Origin of the sequence: Streptococcus sp. 1343, from assembly GCF_013277355.1 — a bacterium.
GTDB lineage: Bacteria > Bacillota > Bacilli > Lactobacillales > Streptococcaceae > Streptococcus > Streptococcus pseudopneumoniae.
Map to the genome: position 1 here is coordinate 33,777 of NZ_VMMT01000041.1, position 16,244 is coordinate 50,020.

Here is a 16,244-nt window from a genome sequence, read left to right on the forward strand (position 1 = left end):
TAAACAAGGGATTTTTTCTTTTGTCTCTGCTCCTTTTTTGATATAATAGTTCTATGTTAAAATCAGAAAAACAATCACGTTATCAAATGTTAAATGAAGAATTGTCCTTCCTATTGGAAGGCGAAACCAATGTTTTGGCTAATCTTTCCAACGCCAGTGCTCTCATAAAATCACGTTTTCCTAATACCGTATTTGCAGGTTTTTATTTGTTCGATGGAAAGGAATTGGTTTTAGGTCCCTTCCAAGGAGGTGTTTCCTGTATCCGTATTGCACTAGGCAAGGGCGTATGTGGTGAAGCTGCTGAGTTGCAGGAAACAGTCCTGGTTGGTGATGTAAGGACCTATCCCAACTATATTTCTTGTGATAGTCTAGCTAAAAGTGAAATTGTGGTGCCGATGATAAAGAATGGCCAACTACTTGGAGTTCTGGATCTGGATTCTTCAGAGATTGAGGATTACGATGCAATGGATCGAGATTATTTGGAACAATTTGTCGCTATTTTGCTTGAAAAGACAGCATGGGACTTTACAATGTTTGGGGAAAAATCTTAATGTATCAAGCACTTTATCGAAAATATAGAAGTCAAAACTTCTCCCAGTTGGTTGGTCAAGAAGTTGTGGCTAAGACTCTTAAACAAGCAGTAGAACAAGAGAAAATAAGTCATGCCTATCTTTTTTCTGGTCCACGTGGAACGGGAAAAACCAGTGTAGCTAAGATTTTTGCCAAAGCTATGAACTGTCCCAATCAAGTGGGTGGTGAACCTTGTAATAACTGCTATATTTGTCAGGCAGTGACGGACGGTAGTTTAGAAGATGTCATTGAAATGGATGCAGCCTCTAATAATGGGGTGGATGAAATTCGCGAAATTCGTGATAAATCTACCTATGCGCCTAGCCTTGCTCGTTATAAGGTTTACATCATAGATGAGGTTCACATGCTGTCTACAGGGGCTTTTAATGCCCTTCTAAAGACGTTGGAAGAGCCAACACAGAATGTGGTCTTTATTTTGGCTACTACTGAATTGCACAAGATTCCTGCCACTATTCTATCCCGTGTCCAACGTTTTGAATTTAAATCGATTAAAACACAGGATATTAAGGAACATATCCGCTATATCTTAGAAAAAGAAAATATCAGTTCTGAGCCAGAGGCTGTGGAAATCATTGCCAGACGGGCTGAAGGTGGAATGCGAGACGCCTTGTCTATTTTGGATCAAGCCCTGAGTTTGACACAGGGAAATGAGCTGACGACTGCCATCTCTGAAGAAATTACTGGCACTATTAGCCTATCAGCCTTAGATGATTATGTGGCTGCCTTGTCCCAGCAGGATGTTCCCAAAGCATTAGCTTGCTTAAATCTTCTCTTTGACAATGGTAAGAGCATGACTCGTTTTGTGACCGATCTTTTGCACTATTTAAGAGACTTGTTAATTGTTCAAACAGGGGGAGAAAATACTCATCATAGTCCAGTCTTTGTAGAAAATTTGGCACTTCCTCAAGAAAATCTGTTTGAAATGATTCGCTTAGCGACAGTGAGTTTAGCAGATATTAAGTCTAGTTTGCAGCCCAAGATTTATGCTGAGATGATGACTATTCGTTTAGCGGAGATTAATCCTGAACTAGCTCTTTCTGGTGCAGTTGAACATGAAATTTCTGCACTGAGACAGGAAGTGACACGTCTCAAACAAGAACTCGCCAATGTGGGAACTGTGCCCAAGCCAACTAGTCCAACTCCTAGTCGCCCAGCAACAGGCAAGACAGTCTATCGTGTGGATCGCAATAAAGTTCAATCTATCTTACAAGAGGCTGTCGAAAATCCTGATTTAGCACGTCAAAATCTGATTCGCTTGCAGAATGCCTGGGGAGAGGTGATTGAAAGTCTTGGAGGTCCTGATAAGGCTCTACTAGTTGGTTCTCAACCGGTTGCAGCCAATGAACACCATGCCATTCTTGCTTTTGAATCTAACTTCAATGCTGGTCAAACCATGAAACGAGACAATCTCAACACTATGTTTGGCAACATTCTCAGTCAGGCAGCAGGTTTTTCACCTGAGATTTTAGCCATTTCCATGGAGGAATGGAAAGAAGTTCGCGCAGCCTTTTCAGCTAAAGCCAAATCTTCTCAAACTGAAAAAGAAGCAGAAGAAAGTCTGATTCCAGAAGGATTTGAATTTTTGGCTGATAAAGTGAAGGTAGAGGAAGACTAAAGAAAGATTTCATGATACAATAAGTTTATGAATAAACAACAATTTATTATTATGGCGCTGTTTACAGCTGCTGAGACCTATTTTTTCAATGAAGCTTGGATGACTGGTCGCTATATTATGGCAGCCTTTTGGGCAATTTTACTCTTCAGAAATTTCCGAGTCAGTTATGTGATGGGCAAAATCGTTGATGTCATCGATCAGCATTTTAATAGGAAAGACTAGCCCTCAGCTTCCAGACAAAATCAAAGCCTTTTAGGCTTTTTTTTGTTATACTAGAAAAGTATATTTATAGACCTTTTACTCTATTTCTGGGGAAATCAGACGTTTTTCTAGTAAGTACTGTAAAAGTCTTGAAAAAGAAAGGAACTATCATGTCAGTATTAGAGATCAAAGATCTTCACGTTGAGATTGAAGGAAAAGAAATTTTAAAAGGGGTTAACCTGACCCTGAAAACAGGAGAAATCGCCGCTATCATGGGACCAAATGGTACTGGTAAATCGACTCTTTCTGCCGCTATCATGGGAAATCCAAACTATGAAGTAACCAAAGGTGAAGTTTTGTTTGATGGCGTAAACATCCTTGAGTTGGAAGTAGATGAGCGTGCGCGTATGGGACTTTTCCTTGCTATGCAATACCCATCTGAAATTCCTGGAATTACCAATGCTGAGTTTCTTCGTGCCGCTATGAATGCTGGTAAAGAAGATGATGAAAAGATTTCAGTTCGTGAGTTTATCACTAAGTTGGACGAGAAAATGGAATTGCTCAACATGAAAGAAGAAATGGCTGAACGTTATCTCAATGAAGGTTTCTCTGGTGGTGAGAAAAAACGTAATGAAATTCTTCAACTTTTGATGTTGGAACCAACTTTTGCCCTTTTGGATGAGATTGACTCTGGTCTTGATATTGACGCTCTTAAAGTTGTTTCTAAAGGTGTGAATGCCATGCGTGGTGAAGGTTTTGGTGCTATGATCATCACTCACTACCAACGTCTTTTGAACTATATCACACCAGACGTGGTACACGTGATGATGGAAGGGCGTGTTGTCCTTTCTGGTGGTCCAGAATTGGCTGCGCGTTTGGAACGTGAAGGATACGCAAAACTAGCTGAAGAACTTGGCTACGACTACAAGGAAGAATTGTAATTTCCTCGTATCTTTTAGGAGAAGTAAATGACTAGAGAAAATATTAAACTTTTTTCAGAAATGCACGCTGAACCAAGCTGGTTGGCTGACCTCCGTCAAAAAGCTTTTGATAAGATTGAGACTTTGGAATTACCAGTTATTGAGCGTGTCAAATTCCACCGTTGGAATCTGGGGGATGGGACGATTACAGAAAGCGAGCCATCAGCAAATGTTCCAGATTTCACTGCACTAGATAACCACTTGAAGTTGGTGCAAGTAGGAACGCAAACTGTTTTTGAGCAAATTCCAGTTGAGTTGGCTGAACAGGGTATCATCTTTACAGACTTCCACTCAGCTTTAGAAGAAATTCCAGAGCTTGTTGAGGAATTCTTCATGTCATCTGTCAAGTATGACGATGATAAGTTGGCAGCCTACCATACAGCTTATTTCAATAGTGGTGCTGTTCTCTATATTCCTGATAACGTGGAAATTGCTGAACCAATCGAAGGGATTTTCTATCAAGACAGCGATAGCGATGTGCCGTTTAACAAGCATATTATGATTATCGCTGGTAAAAATTCTAAGATTAGTTATCTGGAGCGTTTAGAGTCACGCGGTGAAGGAAGTGCCAAAGCAACTGCTAATATCACAGTAGAAGTCATTGCACGTTCTGGTGCTCAAGTGAAGTTTGCGGCGATCGACCGTCTAGGTGAAAACGTTACTGCCTATATTAGCCGTCGTGGTAAATTAGGCAACGATGCAAGTATTGACTGGGCAATCGGTGTCATGAACGAAGGAAACGTCGTTGCTGACTTTGATAGTGACTTGCTTGGTAACGGTAGCCATGCGGATCTTAAAGTGGTAGCTCTTTCAAGTGGCCGTCAGGTGCAAGGAATTGACACTCGCGTAACAAACTATGGCTGCAACTCAATCGGAAATATCCTCCAACATGGGGTTATCCTTGAAAAAGCAACTTTGACTTTCAATGGTATCGGCCACATCATTAAGGGTGCTAAGGGAGCAGATGCCCAACAAGAGAGCCGTGTGCTCATGCTTTCAGACCAAGCGCGTTCAGATGCCAATCCAATTCTTTTGATTGATGAAAATGACGTAACTGCAGGACACGCAGCCTCTATTGGTCAGGTAGATCCAGAAGACATGTACTACCTCATGAGCCGAGGCTTGGACAAGGCAACTGCAGAACGCTTGGTTGTCCGTGGTTTCCTTGGATCTGTTATCGTGGAGATTCCAGTCAAGGAAGTTCGTGATGAAATGATTGCGACTATCGAAGAAAAATTGTCAAAACGCTAAGGGGTAGCCTATGTTAGATGTAGAAGCGATTCGCAAGGATTTTCCAATTTTAGACCAGATTGTCAACGATGAACCGTTGGTCTATCTGGACAATGCTGCGACGACACAAAAACCACTAGCAGTACTGGAAACAATCAACCGCTACTATGAGAACGACAATGCCAATGTTCACCGTGGTGTTCATACCTTGGCAGAAAGGGCGACAGCTTCTTATGAGGCGGCTCGTGAAACCATTCGTAAGTTTATCAATGCAGACTCTACAAAGGAAGTTCTCTTTACCAGAGGAACGACAACCAGTCTGAATTGGGTAGCGCGTTATGCTGAGGAAGTCTTGACTGAGGGAGACCAGGTCTTGATTTCCGTCATGGAACACCATTCCAATATCATTCCATGGCAGGAAGCCTGCCGTAAGACTGGGGCAGAGCTTGTCTATGTCTATCTTAAGGACGGTGCCTTGGATATGGAGGATTTGCGAGTTAAATTGACTGATAAGGTTAAGTTTGTCTCCCTTGCTCATGCTTCAAATGTTCTTGGTGTCGTCAATCCAATTAAGGAAATTACTCAAATGGCCCACCAAGTTGGTGCCATCATGGTGGTGGATGGTGCTCAATCTACGCCTCATATGCAGATCGATGTCCAGGACTTGGATGTGGACTTCTTTGCCTTTTCAGGTCACAAGATGGCTGGTCCGACTGGTATCGGTGTTCTGTACGGAAAAGAGAAGTATTTAGAACAAATGTCACCCCTTGAATTTGGCGGCGAGATGATTGATTTTGTCTACGAGCAATCTGCTAGTTGGAAGGAATTACCTTGGAAATTCGAGGCTGGAACTCCTAACATGGCAGGTGCTATCGGACTGGCAGCAGCAGTGGATTATCTGGAAAAGATTGGTATGGATGCCATTGAAGCCCATGAACAGGAACTGATTGCATATATCTATCCAAAACTGCAGGCGATTGAAGGATTGACCATTTACGGTTCGCAGGACTTGGCTCAACGTTCAGGTGTCATTGCCTTTAACCTAGGCGACCTTCATCCGCACGACCTAGCGACTGCTTTGGATTATGAGGGAGTAGCCGTTCGTGCGGGCCATCATTGTGCGCAACCCTTGCTTCAGTATTTAGAAGTCCCAGCAACAGCTCGTGCAAGTTTTTATATCTACAATACCAAGGCAGATTGCGACAAGCTAGTCGATGCCTTACAAAAGACAAAGGAGTTTTTCAATGGCACTTTCTAAACTAGATAGCCTCTATATGGCAGTGGTAGCGGATCATTCGAAAAATCCACATCACCAAGGGAAGTTAGAAGACGTTGAACAAATCAGTCTCAACAATCCGACCTGTGGGGATGTTATCAACCTCTCTGTCAAGTTTGACTCAGAGGACTGTTTGGAAGATATTGCTTTTCTAAACTCAGGTTGTACCATCTCAACTGCCTCTGCTAGTATGATGACAGATGCCGTTTTAGGAAAAACCAAACAAGAAATTTTAGAACTTGCGACTATTTTTTCTGAAATGGTTCAAGGGCAAAAAGATGAACGCCAAGACCAACTAGGCGATGCAGCTTTCTTGTCAGGTGTTGCCAAATTCCCGCAACGAATTAAGTGTGCAACCCTAGCTTGGAATGCCCTTAAGAAAACAATTGAAAATCAAGAAAACAAATAAGACAAGTTTCTTTTGTCTTATGAATCAGTAGAAATGAAGAATGAAAGAAAGGATATTATGGCTGAAGAAAGAGTAGAACCAAAACCAATTGATCTTGGTGAATATAAATTTGGTTTCCATGATGATGTAGAGCCTGTCCTATCGACAGGAAAAGGATTGAATGAGGATGTCATTCGTGAACTATCAGCTGCCAAGGGAGAACCTGAGTGGATGTTAGAATTCCGTTTGAAGTCTTATGAAACCTTCAAAAAAATGCCCATGCAAACTTGGGGAGCAGACTTATCAGAGATTGATTTTGATGACTTAATCTACTACCAAAAACCATCTGATAAACCAGCTCGTTCCTGGGATGAGGTTCCTGAAAAAATTAAAGAAACCTTTGAACGTATTGGGATTCCAGAAGCTGAACGTGCTTATCTTGCTGGAGCTTCTGCCCAGTATGAGTCCGAAGTAGTTTACCATAACATGAAGGAAGAATTTGAGAAGTTAGGTATTATCTTTACAGATACGGATTCTGCTCTCAAGGAATACCCAGATTTGTTTAAACAATACTTTGCTAAGTTGGTACCACCAACAGATAATAAGTTGGCTGCCCTCAATTCGGCAGTATGGTCAGGTGGAACCTTTATCTATGTACCAAAAGGGGTCAAAGTGGATATTCCACTTCAAACTTACTTCCGTATCAACAACGAAAATACAGGTCAGTTTGAACGTACCTTGATTATCGTTGATGAGGGAGCAAGTGTCCACTACGTTGAAGGTTGTACAGCGCCAACATATTCAAGTAACAGCTTGCATGCTGCCATTGTAGAAATCTTTTCCTTAAAAGGAGCTTATATGCGTTATACAACCATTCAAAACTGGTCTGACAACGTCTATAACTTGGTAACGAAACGTGCCAAAGCCTTGAAAGATGCGACTGTTGAGTGGATTGATGGAAACTTGGGTGCCAAAACAACCATGAAATACCCATCTGTTTGCCTAGATGGAGAAGGGGCGCGTGGTACTATGCTTTCTATTGCCTTTGCTAATGCAGGGCAACACCAGGACACTGGTGCCAAGATGATTCACAATGCTCCACATACCAGTTCGTCTATCGTGTCTAAATCCATCGCTAAAGGCGGAGGAAAGGTTGACTACCGTGGTCAAGTAACCTTTAACAAGAACTCTAAGAAATCTGTTTCTCACATTGAATGTGATACCATTATCATGGATGACTTGTCGGCATCAGATACTATTCCATTTAATGAAATCCACAACTCGCAAGTTGCTTTGGAACACGAAGCTAAGGTTTCTAAGATTTCAGAAGAACAATTGTATTACCTCATGAGTCGTGGATTGTCAGAATCAGAAGCGACAGAAATGATTGTTATGGGATTTGTGGAGCCCTTCACAAAAGAGCTTCCAATGGAGTATGCTGTTGAGCTGAACCGTTTGATTAGCTATGAGATGGAAGGGTCAGTTGGGTAAAATTTGATTTTAGATCTACTCAAAATCAAGGACTTTGATACTATTCGAAAATCAAAGTGTAAACCACGTCAGCTTTATCTACAACCTCAAAGCGGTGCTTTGAGCAACCTACGGCTAGCTTCCTAGTTTACTCTTTGATTTTCATTGAGCATTAGATCTACTCAAAATCAAGAACTTTGAAGATGAATTTGTAATAAAAAAAATCGCGGTTTAAATCGCGATTTTTTTATAATTTCTCGTTAACAAAGCGGACAAACTGATTCCACCAAACTTTTAAGAAGAAGGCTTTTTCAATTTTCTTGTCTGCAACCATTTCGAAACTAGGGCGCTCTGTGGTGATGTAACCTTGACCGATCAAGTCCTTGTCTTCGTAAGTTAAATGGCCAACCACTGTTCCAGCTTCAAGTGGTGCTGGGATTGCTTTGGAATCAGGTGTGAATTGAACAGATTGGGAAGATTGATTCCCAACACGTTCAATTAGATAGATATCCTCTGGGGCCACTGCAGTGACCGTATCTTCTTTTCCATCTTGTACAGGGGTTTTGCTATCTTGATAGGCATCGCCTTGCTGAACGATTTTGCGAAGTGTAAATGTAGAAGAAATATAATCCATTAGTGAAGATGTAGCTGTAAACCGAGCGTAAGGATTATTGTCTTGATGGTCTGCATTTAAAACAACTGTGATGACTCTCATGCCTTTTTCGACAGTAGTACCAACAAAAGACTCTCCAGCCTTATCTGTTGTTCCTGTTTTCAGTCCATCAAAACCACCACGGTAAGCAGGCATACCTTCTAACATGTAGTTGGTTGAAGTGATTGTTATCCCATCAAAAGTAGAAGAAGGTTTTTTGGTGATTTCCAAAACTTGTGGGTATTTTTTGATGAGGTTGCGGGCAACGATAGCGACATCATAAGCACTGAGCTTGTTTTCATCATCTTTTTTTGAGCCCGGGTAAATATTATCTCCTAGAGTCTCGTTGTTCAGACCAGTTGTATTGACAACAGTGGCATCTTTGATTCCCCATTCCAAGAGTTTTGCTCGCATCATATCAACGAAGTTTTTTTCAGAGCCAGCAATTTTCTCAGCTAGGGCAATAGCGGCACTGTTGGCACTAGATACCAGAGTTGCTTCAAGCAACTCTTCGACAGTATAATTACGGGCCTCCATAGGAACATTACTGGCTTCAGAATTTGTCGTCAATTGATAAGGATAATCAGAAATATCTACTGGGGTGGATAGTGTGATACTTCCATTTTCCAGAGCTTCATAGACTAGATAAACAGTAATCAATTTTGTTATGGAAGCAATTTCGACAGGTTGCGTTGCATCCTTCTCATAGAGAATTTTACCAGTATTTGCCTCAACAGCAATCGCATGTTTAGCGGCAATGGTAAAATCTTGAGCAACAGCAGTAGAAGGACCTCCTAAAAGGGAGACAGTTAATAAAGTTAAAAATATTTTTTTCATAGTAGTCTTATTCTATCATAAAGAAAAAAAATATTCTTGCTTTAATAATTCATCCGTTAAGCTTTTTGAAAATATGGTAAAATAGAGTGAGGGAGGTAACTCATGTTTCGTAGAAATAAATTATTTTTTTGGACCACAGAAATTTTACTCTTAACAATCATATTTTACCTATGGAGACAGATGGGGTCTTTGATTAACCCTTTTGTTAGCGTGCTTAATACAATTATGATTCCATTTTTATTAGGGGGGTTTCTTTATTATTTGACAAACCCTATTGTTACTTTCTTAAATAAAGTCTGTAAACTCAATCGTTTGCTTGGTATTTTAATTACCTTGTGTGCTTTGGTCTGGGGAATGGTCGTAGGTGTTGTCTATCTTTTACCTATTTTGATTAATCAGTTATCTAGTTTGATTATATCTAGTCAAACTATTTATAGTCGAGTACAAGACTTAATCATAGACTTATCTAATTATCCTGCGCTCCAGAATTTGGATGTAGAAGCTACAATTCAGCAGTTAAACTTATCCTATGTTGATATTCTTCAAAATATCCTAAATAGCGTATCAAATAGTGTGGGGAGCGTCTTGTCAGCTCTTATCAGTACTGTTTTGATTTTGATTATGACTCCAGTTTTTTTGGTTTATTTCTTACTAGATGGACATAAATTCTTGCCCATGCTTGAAAGAACGATTCTAAAGAGGGATCGCTTGCATATTGCAGGCCTCTTAAAGAATTTGAATGCGACGATTGCTCGCTATATTAGTGGAGTTTCGATTGACGCAATCATTATAGGTTGTTTGGCTTATATTGGCTATAGTATTATTGGTTTAAAATATGCTTTAGTTTTTGCTATTTTTTCTGGTGTAGCCAATTTAATTCCTTATGTGGGGCCAAGTATTGGTTTGATTCCTATGATTATTGCAAATATATTCACTGATCCCCATAGAATGCTGATTGCAGTGATTTATATGCTTGTTGTTCAGCAGGTAGATGGCAATATCTTATATCCTCGAATCGTAGGAAGTGTTATGAAGGTTCATCCAATCACGATTTTAGTTTTACTTTTGTTGTCAAGCAATATCTATGGTGTAGTTGGAATGATTGTCGCAGTGCCAACCTATTCTATCTTAAAAGAAATTTCTAAGTTCTTATCCCGTTTGTATGAAAATCATAAAATAATGAAAGAACGAGAAAGAGAATTAGCTAAGTAAAAGTCAGGAGAACCCTGATTTTTCTTTACTAGAAGTGGCCTTTAGATTAGAAGATTGAAAATAAGTTAAAGTCCTAAACTAATTTTCACAGCTAAAAATAGTAGAAGTTAATCTGGTAAAAATCGAAAAAACCAGTGGAATTCCGTGTCAGGGTAAGTTCCACTGGTTTTCATAGTCTATTAAAGTTCGAATGAAACCTATTTATTTTAGCACAACAAGTGAAACGTAGTCCGAATAATATAAGGATTGATTTTATAGTTTTTAAACTCAAATGAATTGAAACAAAGAGAGTAGGAAAATTCTCATCTGAAAGTATTTTAGAATAATTCTCTTCGTGAATTTCTTCAAAACAGATAGCTTTATCTTAGGTATGTGTTAATTGGATTTCGTAAGTTCTATTCACAATCGTAAAGTTATGTACTGAGATAGTCTCCCAGTTTGCTAAATTTCTTGAATAGTATCTTTTTTAGTTAATTGATTTCCTTTTTGCATTTTTGAGTTAGATAAGGTATAATGGTTTTATTGTCTTTTGGGGTCGTTACGGATTCGACAGGCATTATGAGGCATATTTTGCGACTCGTGTGGCGACGTAAACGCTCAGTTAAATATAACTGCAAAAAATAACACTTCTTACGCTCTAGCTGCCTAAAAACCAGCAGGCGTGACCCGATTTGGATTGCTCGTGTTCAATGACAGGTCTTATTATTAGCGAGATACGATCAAGTCTTGTCTAGCGGCTTGATAAGAGATTGATAGACTCGCAGTTTCTAGGCTTGAGTTATGTGTCGAGGGACTGTTAACATAATACATAACCTATGGTTGTAGACAAATATGTTGGCAGGTGTTTGGACGTGGGTTCGACTCCCACCGGCTCCATTATTCCTTTGCATTCTTTTGCATTCCTTGGTAAAACGTTGTTAAATCAACGTTTTTTGTTTTTGTCTTTGGTATTCCTTGGTATTCTTTTGCTAAAAAGTCAGCCCCTAAAACAGACTCTATTTGTAAAAAAGGGATACAAAAAAGGATACAACATTTGTTGCATCCTAGAAATAATTTTTCTTTTCCACGGAAGACATGGGATTCGAACCCACGCACGCTGTTACACGCCTACCGCGTTTCCAACACGGCCTCTTAAGCCTCTTGAGTAATCTTCCAATACTTACTCAAATAGTCTACCATAAAGGCTCTTATCTTGCAATAAAAATTCTGAAAATAAGAAAAATGATAGAATTTGAAAGAAAATGATAAAAAATGCTTGACTTTAAAAGAAAGTGTGATAGAATGAATAGTGTAAACGATAACAGGAGGTGATTCGGTGTTAAAAACAGAGCGGAAGCAACTGATTTTAGAGGAGTTACATCAACATCATGTAGTTTCTCTAGAAAAATTAGTTAGTTTGCTAGAGACCTCAGAATCAACGGTTCGAAGAGACTTGGATGAATTGGAAGCAGAAAACAAGCTTCGTCGCGTGCATGGTGGAGCAGAATTGCCTCATTCCTTGCAGGAAGAAGAAACCATTCAAGAAAAATCTGTCAAAAACCTTCAAGAGAAGAAGTTGTTGGCTCAGAAAGCAGCCTCTCTCATCAAGGAACAAGATGTCATCTTTATCGATGCTGGAACAACGACAGCCTTTTTGATTCATGAATTGGTCAATAAGAATGTTACAGTCGTGACCAACTCCATTCACCATGCTGCTCAGTTGGTTGAAAAGCAGATTCCAACGGTCATGGTTGGAGGAAGTGTCAAGATGGCGACAGATGCTAGCATCGGGGGCGTTGCTCTTAACCAGATTAACCAATTGCACTTTGACCGTGCCTTTATCGGGATGAATGGTGTGGACGATGGCTATTATACGACTCCTGATATGGAGGAGGGAGCTGTGAAGCGTGCTATTTTAGAGAATGCCAAACAGACCTATGTCTTGGTGGATTCGTCTAAGATTGGACAAACTTGCTTTGCCAAGGTAGCTCCACTCAAACGAGCTATTGTTATCACAAGTCAAGGGCATGAGCTCTTGCAGGCTATTAAGGAGAAAACGGAGGTAATAGAAGTATGATTTATACAGTCACACTCAATCCATCCATTGACTATATCGTTCGTTTGGACCAAGTTCAAGTCGGTAGTGTCAATCGTATGGACAGTGATGATAAGTTTGCTGGTGGGAAAGGAATCAATGTCAGTCGTGTCTTGAAACGCTTGGGTATTCCAAATACAGCGACGGGATTTATCGGAGGTTTTACTGGTAAATTTATCACAGATACTTTGGCAGAGGAAAAAATTGAAACACGCTTTGTCCAATTGGCAGAAGATACGCGTATCAATGTCAAGATTAAAGCAGACCAAGAAACAGAAATCAACGGAACCGGTCCAAATGTTGACGCAGCTCAGCTAGAAGAATTGAAAGCTATTTTATCTAGTCTGACAGCAGATGATACAGTTGTCTTTGCTGGTTCAAGTGCTAAAAATCTAGGCAATGTCATCTATAAGGATTTGATTTCCTTGACGCGCCAGACTGGTGCGCAAGTGGTCTGTGACTTTGAAGGACAGACCTTAATTGATAGTTTGGACTACCAACCTCTTCTTGTAAAACCAAACAATCATGAACTTGGAGCGATTTTTGGGGTTAAACTCGAAAGTTTAGATGAAATTGAGAAATACGCTCGTGAGTTACTGGCTAAAGGTGCTCAAAATGTTATTATCTCTATGGCTGGGGACGGTGCCCTTCTTGTCACATCTGAGGGAGCTTACTTCGCTAAACCAATCAAGGGAACAGTCAAAAATTCAGTCGGAGCTGGTGATTCTATGGTTGCCGGATTCACAGGTGAATTTGTCAAATCAAAAGACGCAGTAGAATCCTTCAAATGGGGAGTGGCTTGCGGAACAGCAACTACTTTCTCGGATGACTTGGCAACGGCAGAATTTATTAAAGAAACATATGAAAAAGTTGAGGTAGAAAACGATGAAAATTCAAGACTTATTGAGAAAAGATGTCATGTTGCTGGATTTGCAGGCAACTGAAAAAACAGCTGTCATCGACGAGATGATTAAAAATTTGACAGACCACGGTTATGTAACAGATTTTGAAACTTTTAAAGAAGGCATTTTGGCGCGTGAAGCCTTGACTTCTACTGGTTTGGGTGACGGTATCGCAATGCCTCACAGCAAAAACGCTGCTGTCAAAGAAGCGACAGTTCTATTTGCTAAGTCAAATAAGGGTGTTGATTATGAGAGCTTGGACGGACAACCAACAGACCTCTTCTTCATGATTGCGGCTCCAGAAGGTGCCAATGACACTCACTTGGCAGCCTTGGCAGAATTGTCTCAATACTTGATGAAAGACGGTTTTGCTGACAAACTTCGTCAAGCAACATCAGCTGATCAAGTCATCGAACTTTTTGACAAAGCTTCAGAAAAAACTGAGGAACCTGTTCAAGTACCTGCCAATAACTCTGGTGACTTTATCGTGGCTGTTACAGCTTGTACGACAGGTATTGCCCACACTTACATGGCCCAAGAAGCCCTTCAAAAAGTGGCTGCTGAAATGGGGGTTGGTATCAAGGTCGAAACCAACGGTGCCAGCGGTGTTGGGAACCAACTAACATCAGAGGACATCCGTAAGGCTAAAGCTGTTATCATCGCAGCAGACAAGGCAGTTGAAATGGATCGTTTCGATGGCAAACCATTGATCAATCGTCCAGTTGCTGACGGTATCCGTAAAACAGAAGAGCTGATTAACTTGGCTCTTTCTGGGGATGCTGAAATCTACCGTGCCGCTAATGGTGCCAAAGCCGCAACAGCCTCTAACGAAAAACAAAGCCTTGGTGGTGCCTTCTACAAACACTTGATGAGTGGTGTATCTCAAATGTTGCCATTCGTTATTGGTGGTGGTATCATGATTGCCCTTGCCTTCTTGATTGACGGTGCTTTGGGCGTTCCAAATGAAAACCTTGGTAATCTTGGTTCCTACCATGAACTAGCTTCTATGTTCATGAAAATTGGTGGAGCTGCCTTTGGTTTGATGCTTCCAGTCTTTGCAGGTTATGTTGCCTATTCTATTGCTGAAAAACCAGGTTTGGTAGCTGGTTTCGTGGCTGGTGCTATTGCCAAAGAAGGGTTTGCCTTTGGTAAGATCCCTTATGCCGCAGGTGGTGAAGCAACTTCAACTCTTGCAGGTGTATCATCTGGTTTCCTAGGTGCCCTTGTGGGAGGATTTATCGCAGGTGCATTGGTTCTTGCTATCAAGAAATACGTTAAAGTTCCTCGTTCACTTGAAGGTGCTAAATCAATCCTTCTCTTGCCACTTCTTGGAACGATCTTGACTGGATTTGTCATGCTAGCTGTGAATATCCCGATGGCGGCAATCAACACTGCTATGAATGACTTCCTAGGCGGTCTTGGAGGCGGTTCAGCTGTCCTTCTTGGTATCGTCCTTGGTGGAATGATGGCTGTTGACATGGGTGGACCAGTTAACAAAGCGGCTTATGTCTTTGGTACAGGTACGCTTGCAGCGACTGTTTCTTCAGGTGGTTCTGTAGCCATGGCAGCAGTTATGGCTGGAGGAATGGTGCCACCACTTGCAATCTTTGTCGCAACGCTTCTTTTCAAAGATAAATTTACCAAGGAAGAACGCAACTCTGGTTTGACGAATATCATCATGGGCTTGTCATTTATCACTGAGGGAGCGATTCCGTTTGGTGCAGCTGACCCAGCTCGTGCGATTCCAAGTTTCATTCTTGGTTCAGCAGTAGCAGGAGGTCTCGTTGGTCTTACTGGTATCAAACTCATGGCGCCACACGGAGGAATCTTCGTTATTGCCCTTACTTCAAATGCCCTCCTTTACCTCGTTGCTGTCTTGGTAGGAGCAATCGTAAGTGGTGTGGTTTATGGTTACCTACGCAAACCACAAGCATAAAAATTAGATAGAAAATAAAAAGATTGGACCGTTTGGTGCAGCCTTTTTTAAAGAATTTGACAAACAAGTTTTTGAATGATATTCTAAAATAAAACTCATAGAAATGAAAAAACATAATGAGAGTATTTTAAATGAATATAATTGAATTTATTCTGGATTTGGATTGGAAGAAGATAGTAGAATCAATTTTATCAGCTCTATTAGCTTCTGGAATAATCGGTGGTTTTGGTTACTTAGTGACGAAAAAAATTACAAGAGATTTTCGTATTGCAGAAGAAATGAAATCGTATGGATTTAAAGGTGTAGTGGCAAAGAAAAAGCATTCGACTAGAGAGATTAAAAAGTTATGTAAAAATACTAAAAGATTGGATTTACTTTTTATATCAGGTATTGATTTTTTTTCGGAAAATAGAACTGTATTAGAGAATGCTATGAATAATGGAATGAAAATTCGTTTTTTGTGTTCTCAGATCTATACCAATTTTTTATCAGATTTAGAGAAACTTGAGGATAAAGAAGGGTTGCGAAAGTCTGACACAAATATTAGTATCGAAATTGAAGATGTGACTAAAAAATATAGTAAATATGTAGAAAGTGGACAAATGGAAATTCGCTATTATTCAACACAATATCGTTTGCCGTTTATGTTGGTTTATAAAAAAAAGAAAAATATGAAGATGACAAAGGCTTTTTTAAGAGTTACTCTGCCTCCATATAATTGGGAGACCAATTTTGTGTTGATAGGTGAACGTAAAACTACTAAAAAGATGACTTTTTTAAAACTAATAATGATGAAATAGATTTCATTTCTATGATGGAAAAACATTTCGATTGTGTTTGGGAAGTTGCGGATAGGGAAATAGATAGAAAACAAGAAATA

At 40.2% G+C, this 16,244-nt stretch carries 14 protein-coding genes, 1 tRNA gene and 1 other RNA gene; 14 read left to right on the forward strand and 2 right to left on the reverse strand.

What is annotated here, in order from left to right; translation table 11 throughout:
• The first annotated feature begins 53 nt into the window (after nucleotides 1-53).
• From HT709_RS06500 to sufB, 8 genes are all read left to right on the forward strand, one after another.
• The gene (locus HT709_RS06500) at nucleotides 54-551 is read left to right on the forward strand and encodes a GAF domain-containing protein (protein ID WP_000920156.1); all 498 of its coding nucleotides are present in this window, start codon (nucleotides 54-56) and stop codon (nucleotides 549-551) included.
• A complete protein-coding gene (dnaX, locus tag HT709_RS06505) occupies nucleotides 551-2,206 on the forward strand; it encodes a DNA polymerase III subunit gamma/tau (RefSeq protein WP_000283809.1) in 1,656 nt (551 codons plus the stop codon). Before HT709_RS06500 ends, dnaX begins: the two co-directional genes overlap by 1 nt.
• 27 nt (nucleotides 2,207-2,233) lie before the next feature.
• Nucleotides 2,234-2,428: a DUF3272 domain-containing protein gene (locus HT709_RS06510; protein ID WP_001041547.1), complete on the forward strand. Its 195-nt coding sequence runs from the start codon at nucleotides 2,234-2,236 to the stop codon at nucleotides 2,426-2,428.
• Between the two features lie 149 nt (nucleotides 2,429-2,577).
• Nucleotides 2,578-3,348 carry a Fe-S cluster assembly ATPase SufC gene (gene sufC, locus HT709_RS06515; RefSeq protein ID WP_000114489.1) on the forward strand — a complete coding sequence of 257 codons (771 nt, stop codon included), beginning with the start codon at nucleotides 2,578-2,580 and terminating at the stop codon, nucleotides 3,346-3,348.
• 27 nt (nucleotides 3,349-3,375) lie between these two features.
• On the forward strand, nucleotides 3,376-4,638 hold the full coding sequence (gene sufD, locus HT709_RS06520) for a Fe-S cluster assembly protein SufD (protein WP_119946954.1): 1,263 nt from the start codon (nucleotides 3,376-3,378) through the stop codon (nucleotides 4,636-4,638).
• A gap of 10 nt (nucleotides 4,639-4,648) precedes the next feature.
• A complete protein-coding gene (locus HT709_RS06525; RefSeq protein WP_172925616.1) occupies nucleotides 4,649-5,875 on the forward strand; it encodes a cysteine desulfurase in 1,227 nt (408 codons plus the stop codon).
• Entirely contained in the window at nucleotides 5,862-6,302 is a 441-nt protein-coding gene (gene sufU, locus HT709_RS06530; protein WP_119948105.1) for a Fe-S cluster assembly sulfur transfer protein SufU, read from the forward strand. The genes HT709_RS06525 and sufU overlap by 14 nt, the downstream gene beginning before the upstream one ends.
• 57 nt (nucleotides 6,303-6,359) lie before the next feature.
• Complete coding sequence (gene sufB / locus HT709_RS06535) at nucleotides 6,360-7,772, forward strand: Fe-S cluster assembly protein SufB (protein WP_000797052.1); 1,413 nt, start codon at nucleotides 6,360-6,362, stop codon at nucleotides 7,770-7,772.
• Nucleotides 7,773-7,998: 226 nt separating this feature from the next.
• On the opposite strand, the gene pbp3 is transcribed toward sufB, so the two are convergent.
• Nucleotides 7,999-9,240 carry a D-alanyl-D-alanine carboxypeptidase PBP3 gene (gene pbp3 / locus HT709_RS06540; RefSeq protein ID WP_172925617.1) on the reverse strand — a complete coding sequence of 414 codons (1,242 nt, stop codon included), beginning with the start codon at nucleotides 9,238-9,240 and terminating at the stop codon, nucleotides 7,999-8,001.
• Between the two features lie 102 nt (nucleotides 9,241-9,342).
• Here pbp3 and cozE point away from each other — a divergent pair, with 102 nt between their 5' ends.
• Both cozE and ssrA read left to right on the forward strand, forming a co-directional pair.
• Nucleotides 9,343-10,452, forward strand: a complete 1,110-nt coding sequence (gene cozE / locus HT709_RS06545; protein WP_050276847.1) for a cell elongation protein CozE — start codon at nucleotides 9,343-9,345, stop codon at nucleotides 10,450-10,452.
• Between the two features lie 531 nt (nucleotides 10,453-10,983).
• Nucleotides 10,984-11,331: a transfer-messenger RNA gene (gene ssrA / locus HT709_RS06550) on the forward strand.
• Between the two features lie 187 nt (nucleotides 11,332-11,518).
• On the opposite strand, the gene HT709_RS06555 is transcribed toward ssrA, so the two are convergent.
• Nucleotides 11,519-11,606, reverse strand: a tRNA-Ser gene (locus HT709_RS06555).
• Nucleotides 11,607-11,767: 161 nt separating this feature from the next.
• Between HT709_RS06555 and HT709_RS06560 the strand changes: the two genes are divergently transcribed.
• The 4 genes from HT709_RS06560 (at nucleotide 11,768) to HT709_RS06575 (ending at nucleotide 16,164) form a co-directional block, all read left to right on the forward strand.
• Nucleotides 11,768-12,508 (forward strand): DeoR/GlpR family DNA-binding transcription regulator, encoded by a 741-nt coding sequence (locus HT709_RS06560; RefSeq protein WP_050242460.1) that lies wholly within the window; start codon nucleotides 11,768-11,770, stop codon nucleotides 12,506-12,508.
• Complete coding sequence (pfkB, locus tag HT709_RS06565; RefSeq protein ID WP_172925618.1) at nucleotides 12,505-13,470, forward strand: 1-phosphofructokinase; 966 nt, start codon at nucleotides 12,505-12,507, stop codon at nucleotides 13,468-13,470. Before HT709_RS06560 ends, pfkB begins: the two co-directional genes overlap by 4 nt.
• Complete coding sequence (locus tag HT709_RS06570) at nucleotides 13,412-15,364, forward strand: fructose-specific PTS transporter subunit EIIC (RefSeq protein ID WP_138704278.1); 1,953 nt, start codon at nucleotides 13,412-13,414, stop codon at nucleotides 15,362-15,364. Before pfkB ends, HT709_RS06570 begins: the two co-directional genes overlap by 59 nt.
• Nucleotides 15,365-15,495: 131 nt before the next feature.
• Nucleotides 15,496-16,164 carry a hypothetical protein gene (locus HT709_RS06575; RefSeq protein WP_240153262.1) on the forward strand — a complete coding sequence of 223 codons (669 nt, stop codon included), beginning with the start codon at nucleotides 15,496-15,498 and terminating at the stop codon, nucleotides 16,162-16,164.
• Nucleotides 16,165-16,244 lie beyond the last annotated feature (80 nt).

Excerpts from the sequence above, each read along its gene's own strand:
- HT709_RS06500 (WP_000920156.1), top strand. The coding sequence starts at position 54 with ATGTTAAAATCAGAAAAACAATCACGTTATCAAATGTTAAATGAAGAA.
- dnaX (WP_000283809.1), top strand. The coding sequence starts at position 551 with ATGTATCAAGCACTTTATCGAAAATATAGAAGTCAAAACTTCTCCCAG.
- HT709_RS06510 (WP_001041547.1), top strand. The coding sequence starts at position 2,234 with ATGAATAAACAACAATTTATTATTATGGCGCTGTTTACAGCTGCTGAG.
- sufC (WP_000114489.1), top strand. The coding sequence starts at position 2,578 with ATGTCAGTATTAGAGATCAAAGATCTTCACGTTGAGATTGAAGGAAAA.
- sufD (WP_119946954.1), top strand. The coding sequence starts at position 3,376 with ATGACTAGAGAAAATATTAAACTTTTTTCAGAAATGCACGCTGAACCA.
- HT709_RS06525 (WP_172925616.1), top strand. The coding sequence starts at position 4,649 with ATGTTAGATGTAGAAGCGATTCGCAAGGATTTTCCAATTTTAGACCAG.
- sufU (WP_119948105.1), top strand. The coding sequence starts at position 5,862 with ATGGCACTTTCTAAACTAGATAGCCTCTATATGGCAGTGGTAGCGGAT.
- sufB (WP_000797052.1), top strand. The coding sequence starts at position 6,360 with ATGGCTGAAGAAAGAGTAGAACCAAAACCAATTGATCTTGGTGAATAT.
- pbp3 (WP_172925617.1), bottom strand. The coding sequence starts at position 9,240 with ATGAAAAAAATATTTTTAACTTTATTAACTGTCTCCCTTTTAGGAGGT.
- cozE (WP_050276847.1), top strand. The coding sequence starts at position 9,343 with ATGTTTCGTAGAAATAAATTATTTTTTTGGACCACAGAAATTTTACTC.
- pfkB (WP_172925618.1), top strand. The coding sequence starts at position 12,505 with ATGATTTATACAGTCACACTCAATCCATCCATTGACTATATCGTTCGT.
- HT709_RS06570 (WP_138704278.1), top strand. The coding sequence starts at position 13,412 with ATGAAAATTCAAGACTTATTGAGAAAAGATGTCATGTTGCTGGATTTG.
- HT709_RS06575 (WP_240153262.1), top strand. The coding sequence starts at position 15,496 with ATGAATATAATTGAATTTATTCTGGATTTGGATTGGAAGAAGATAGTA.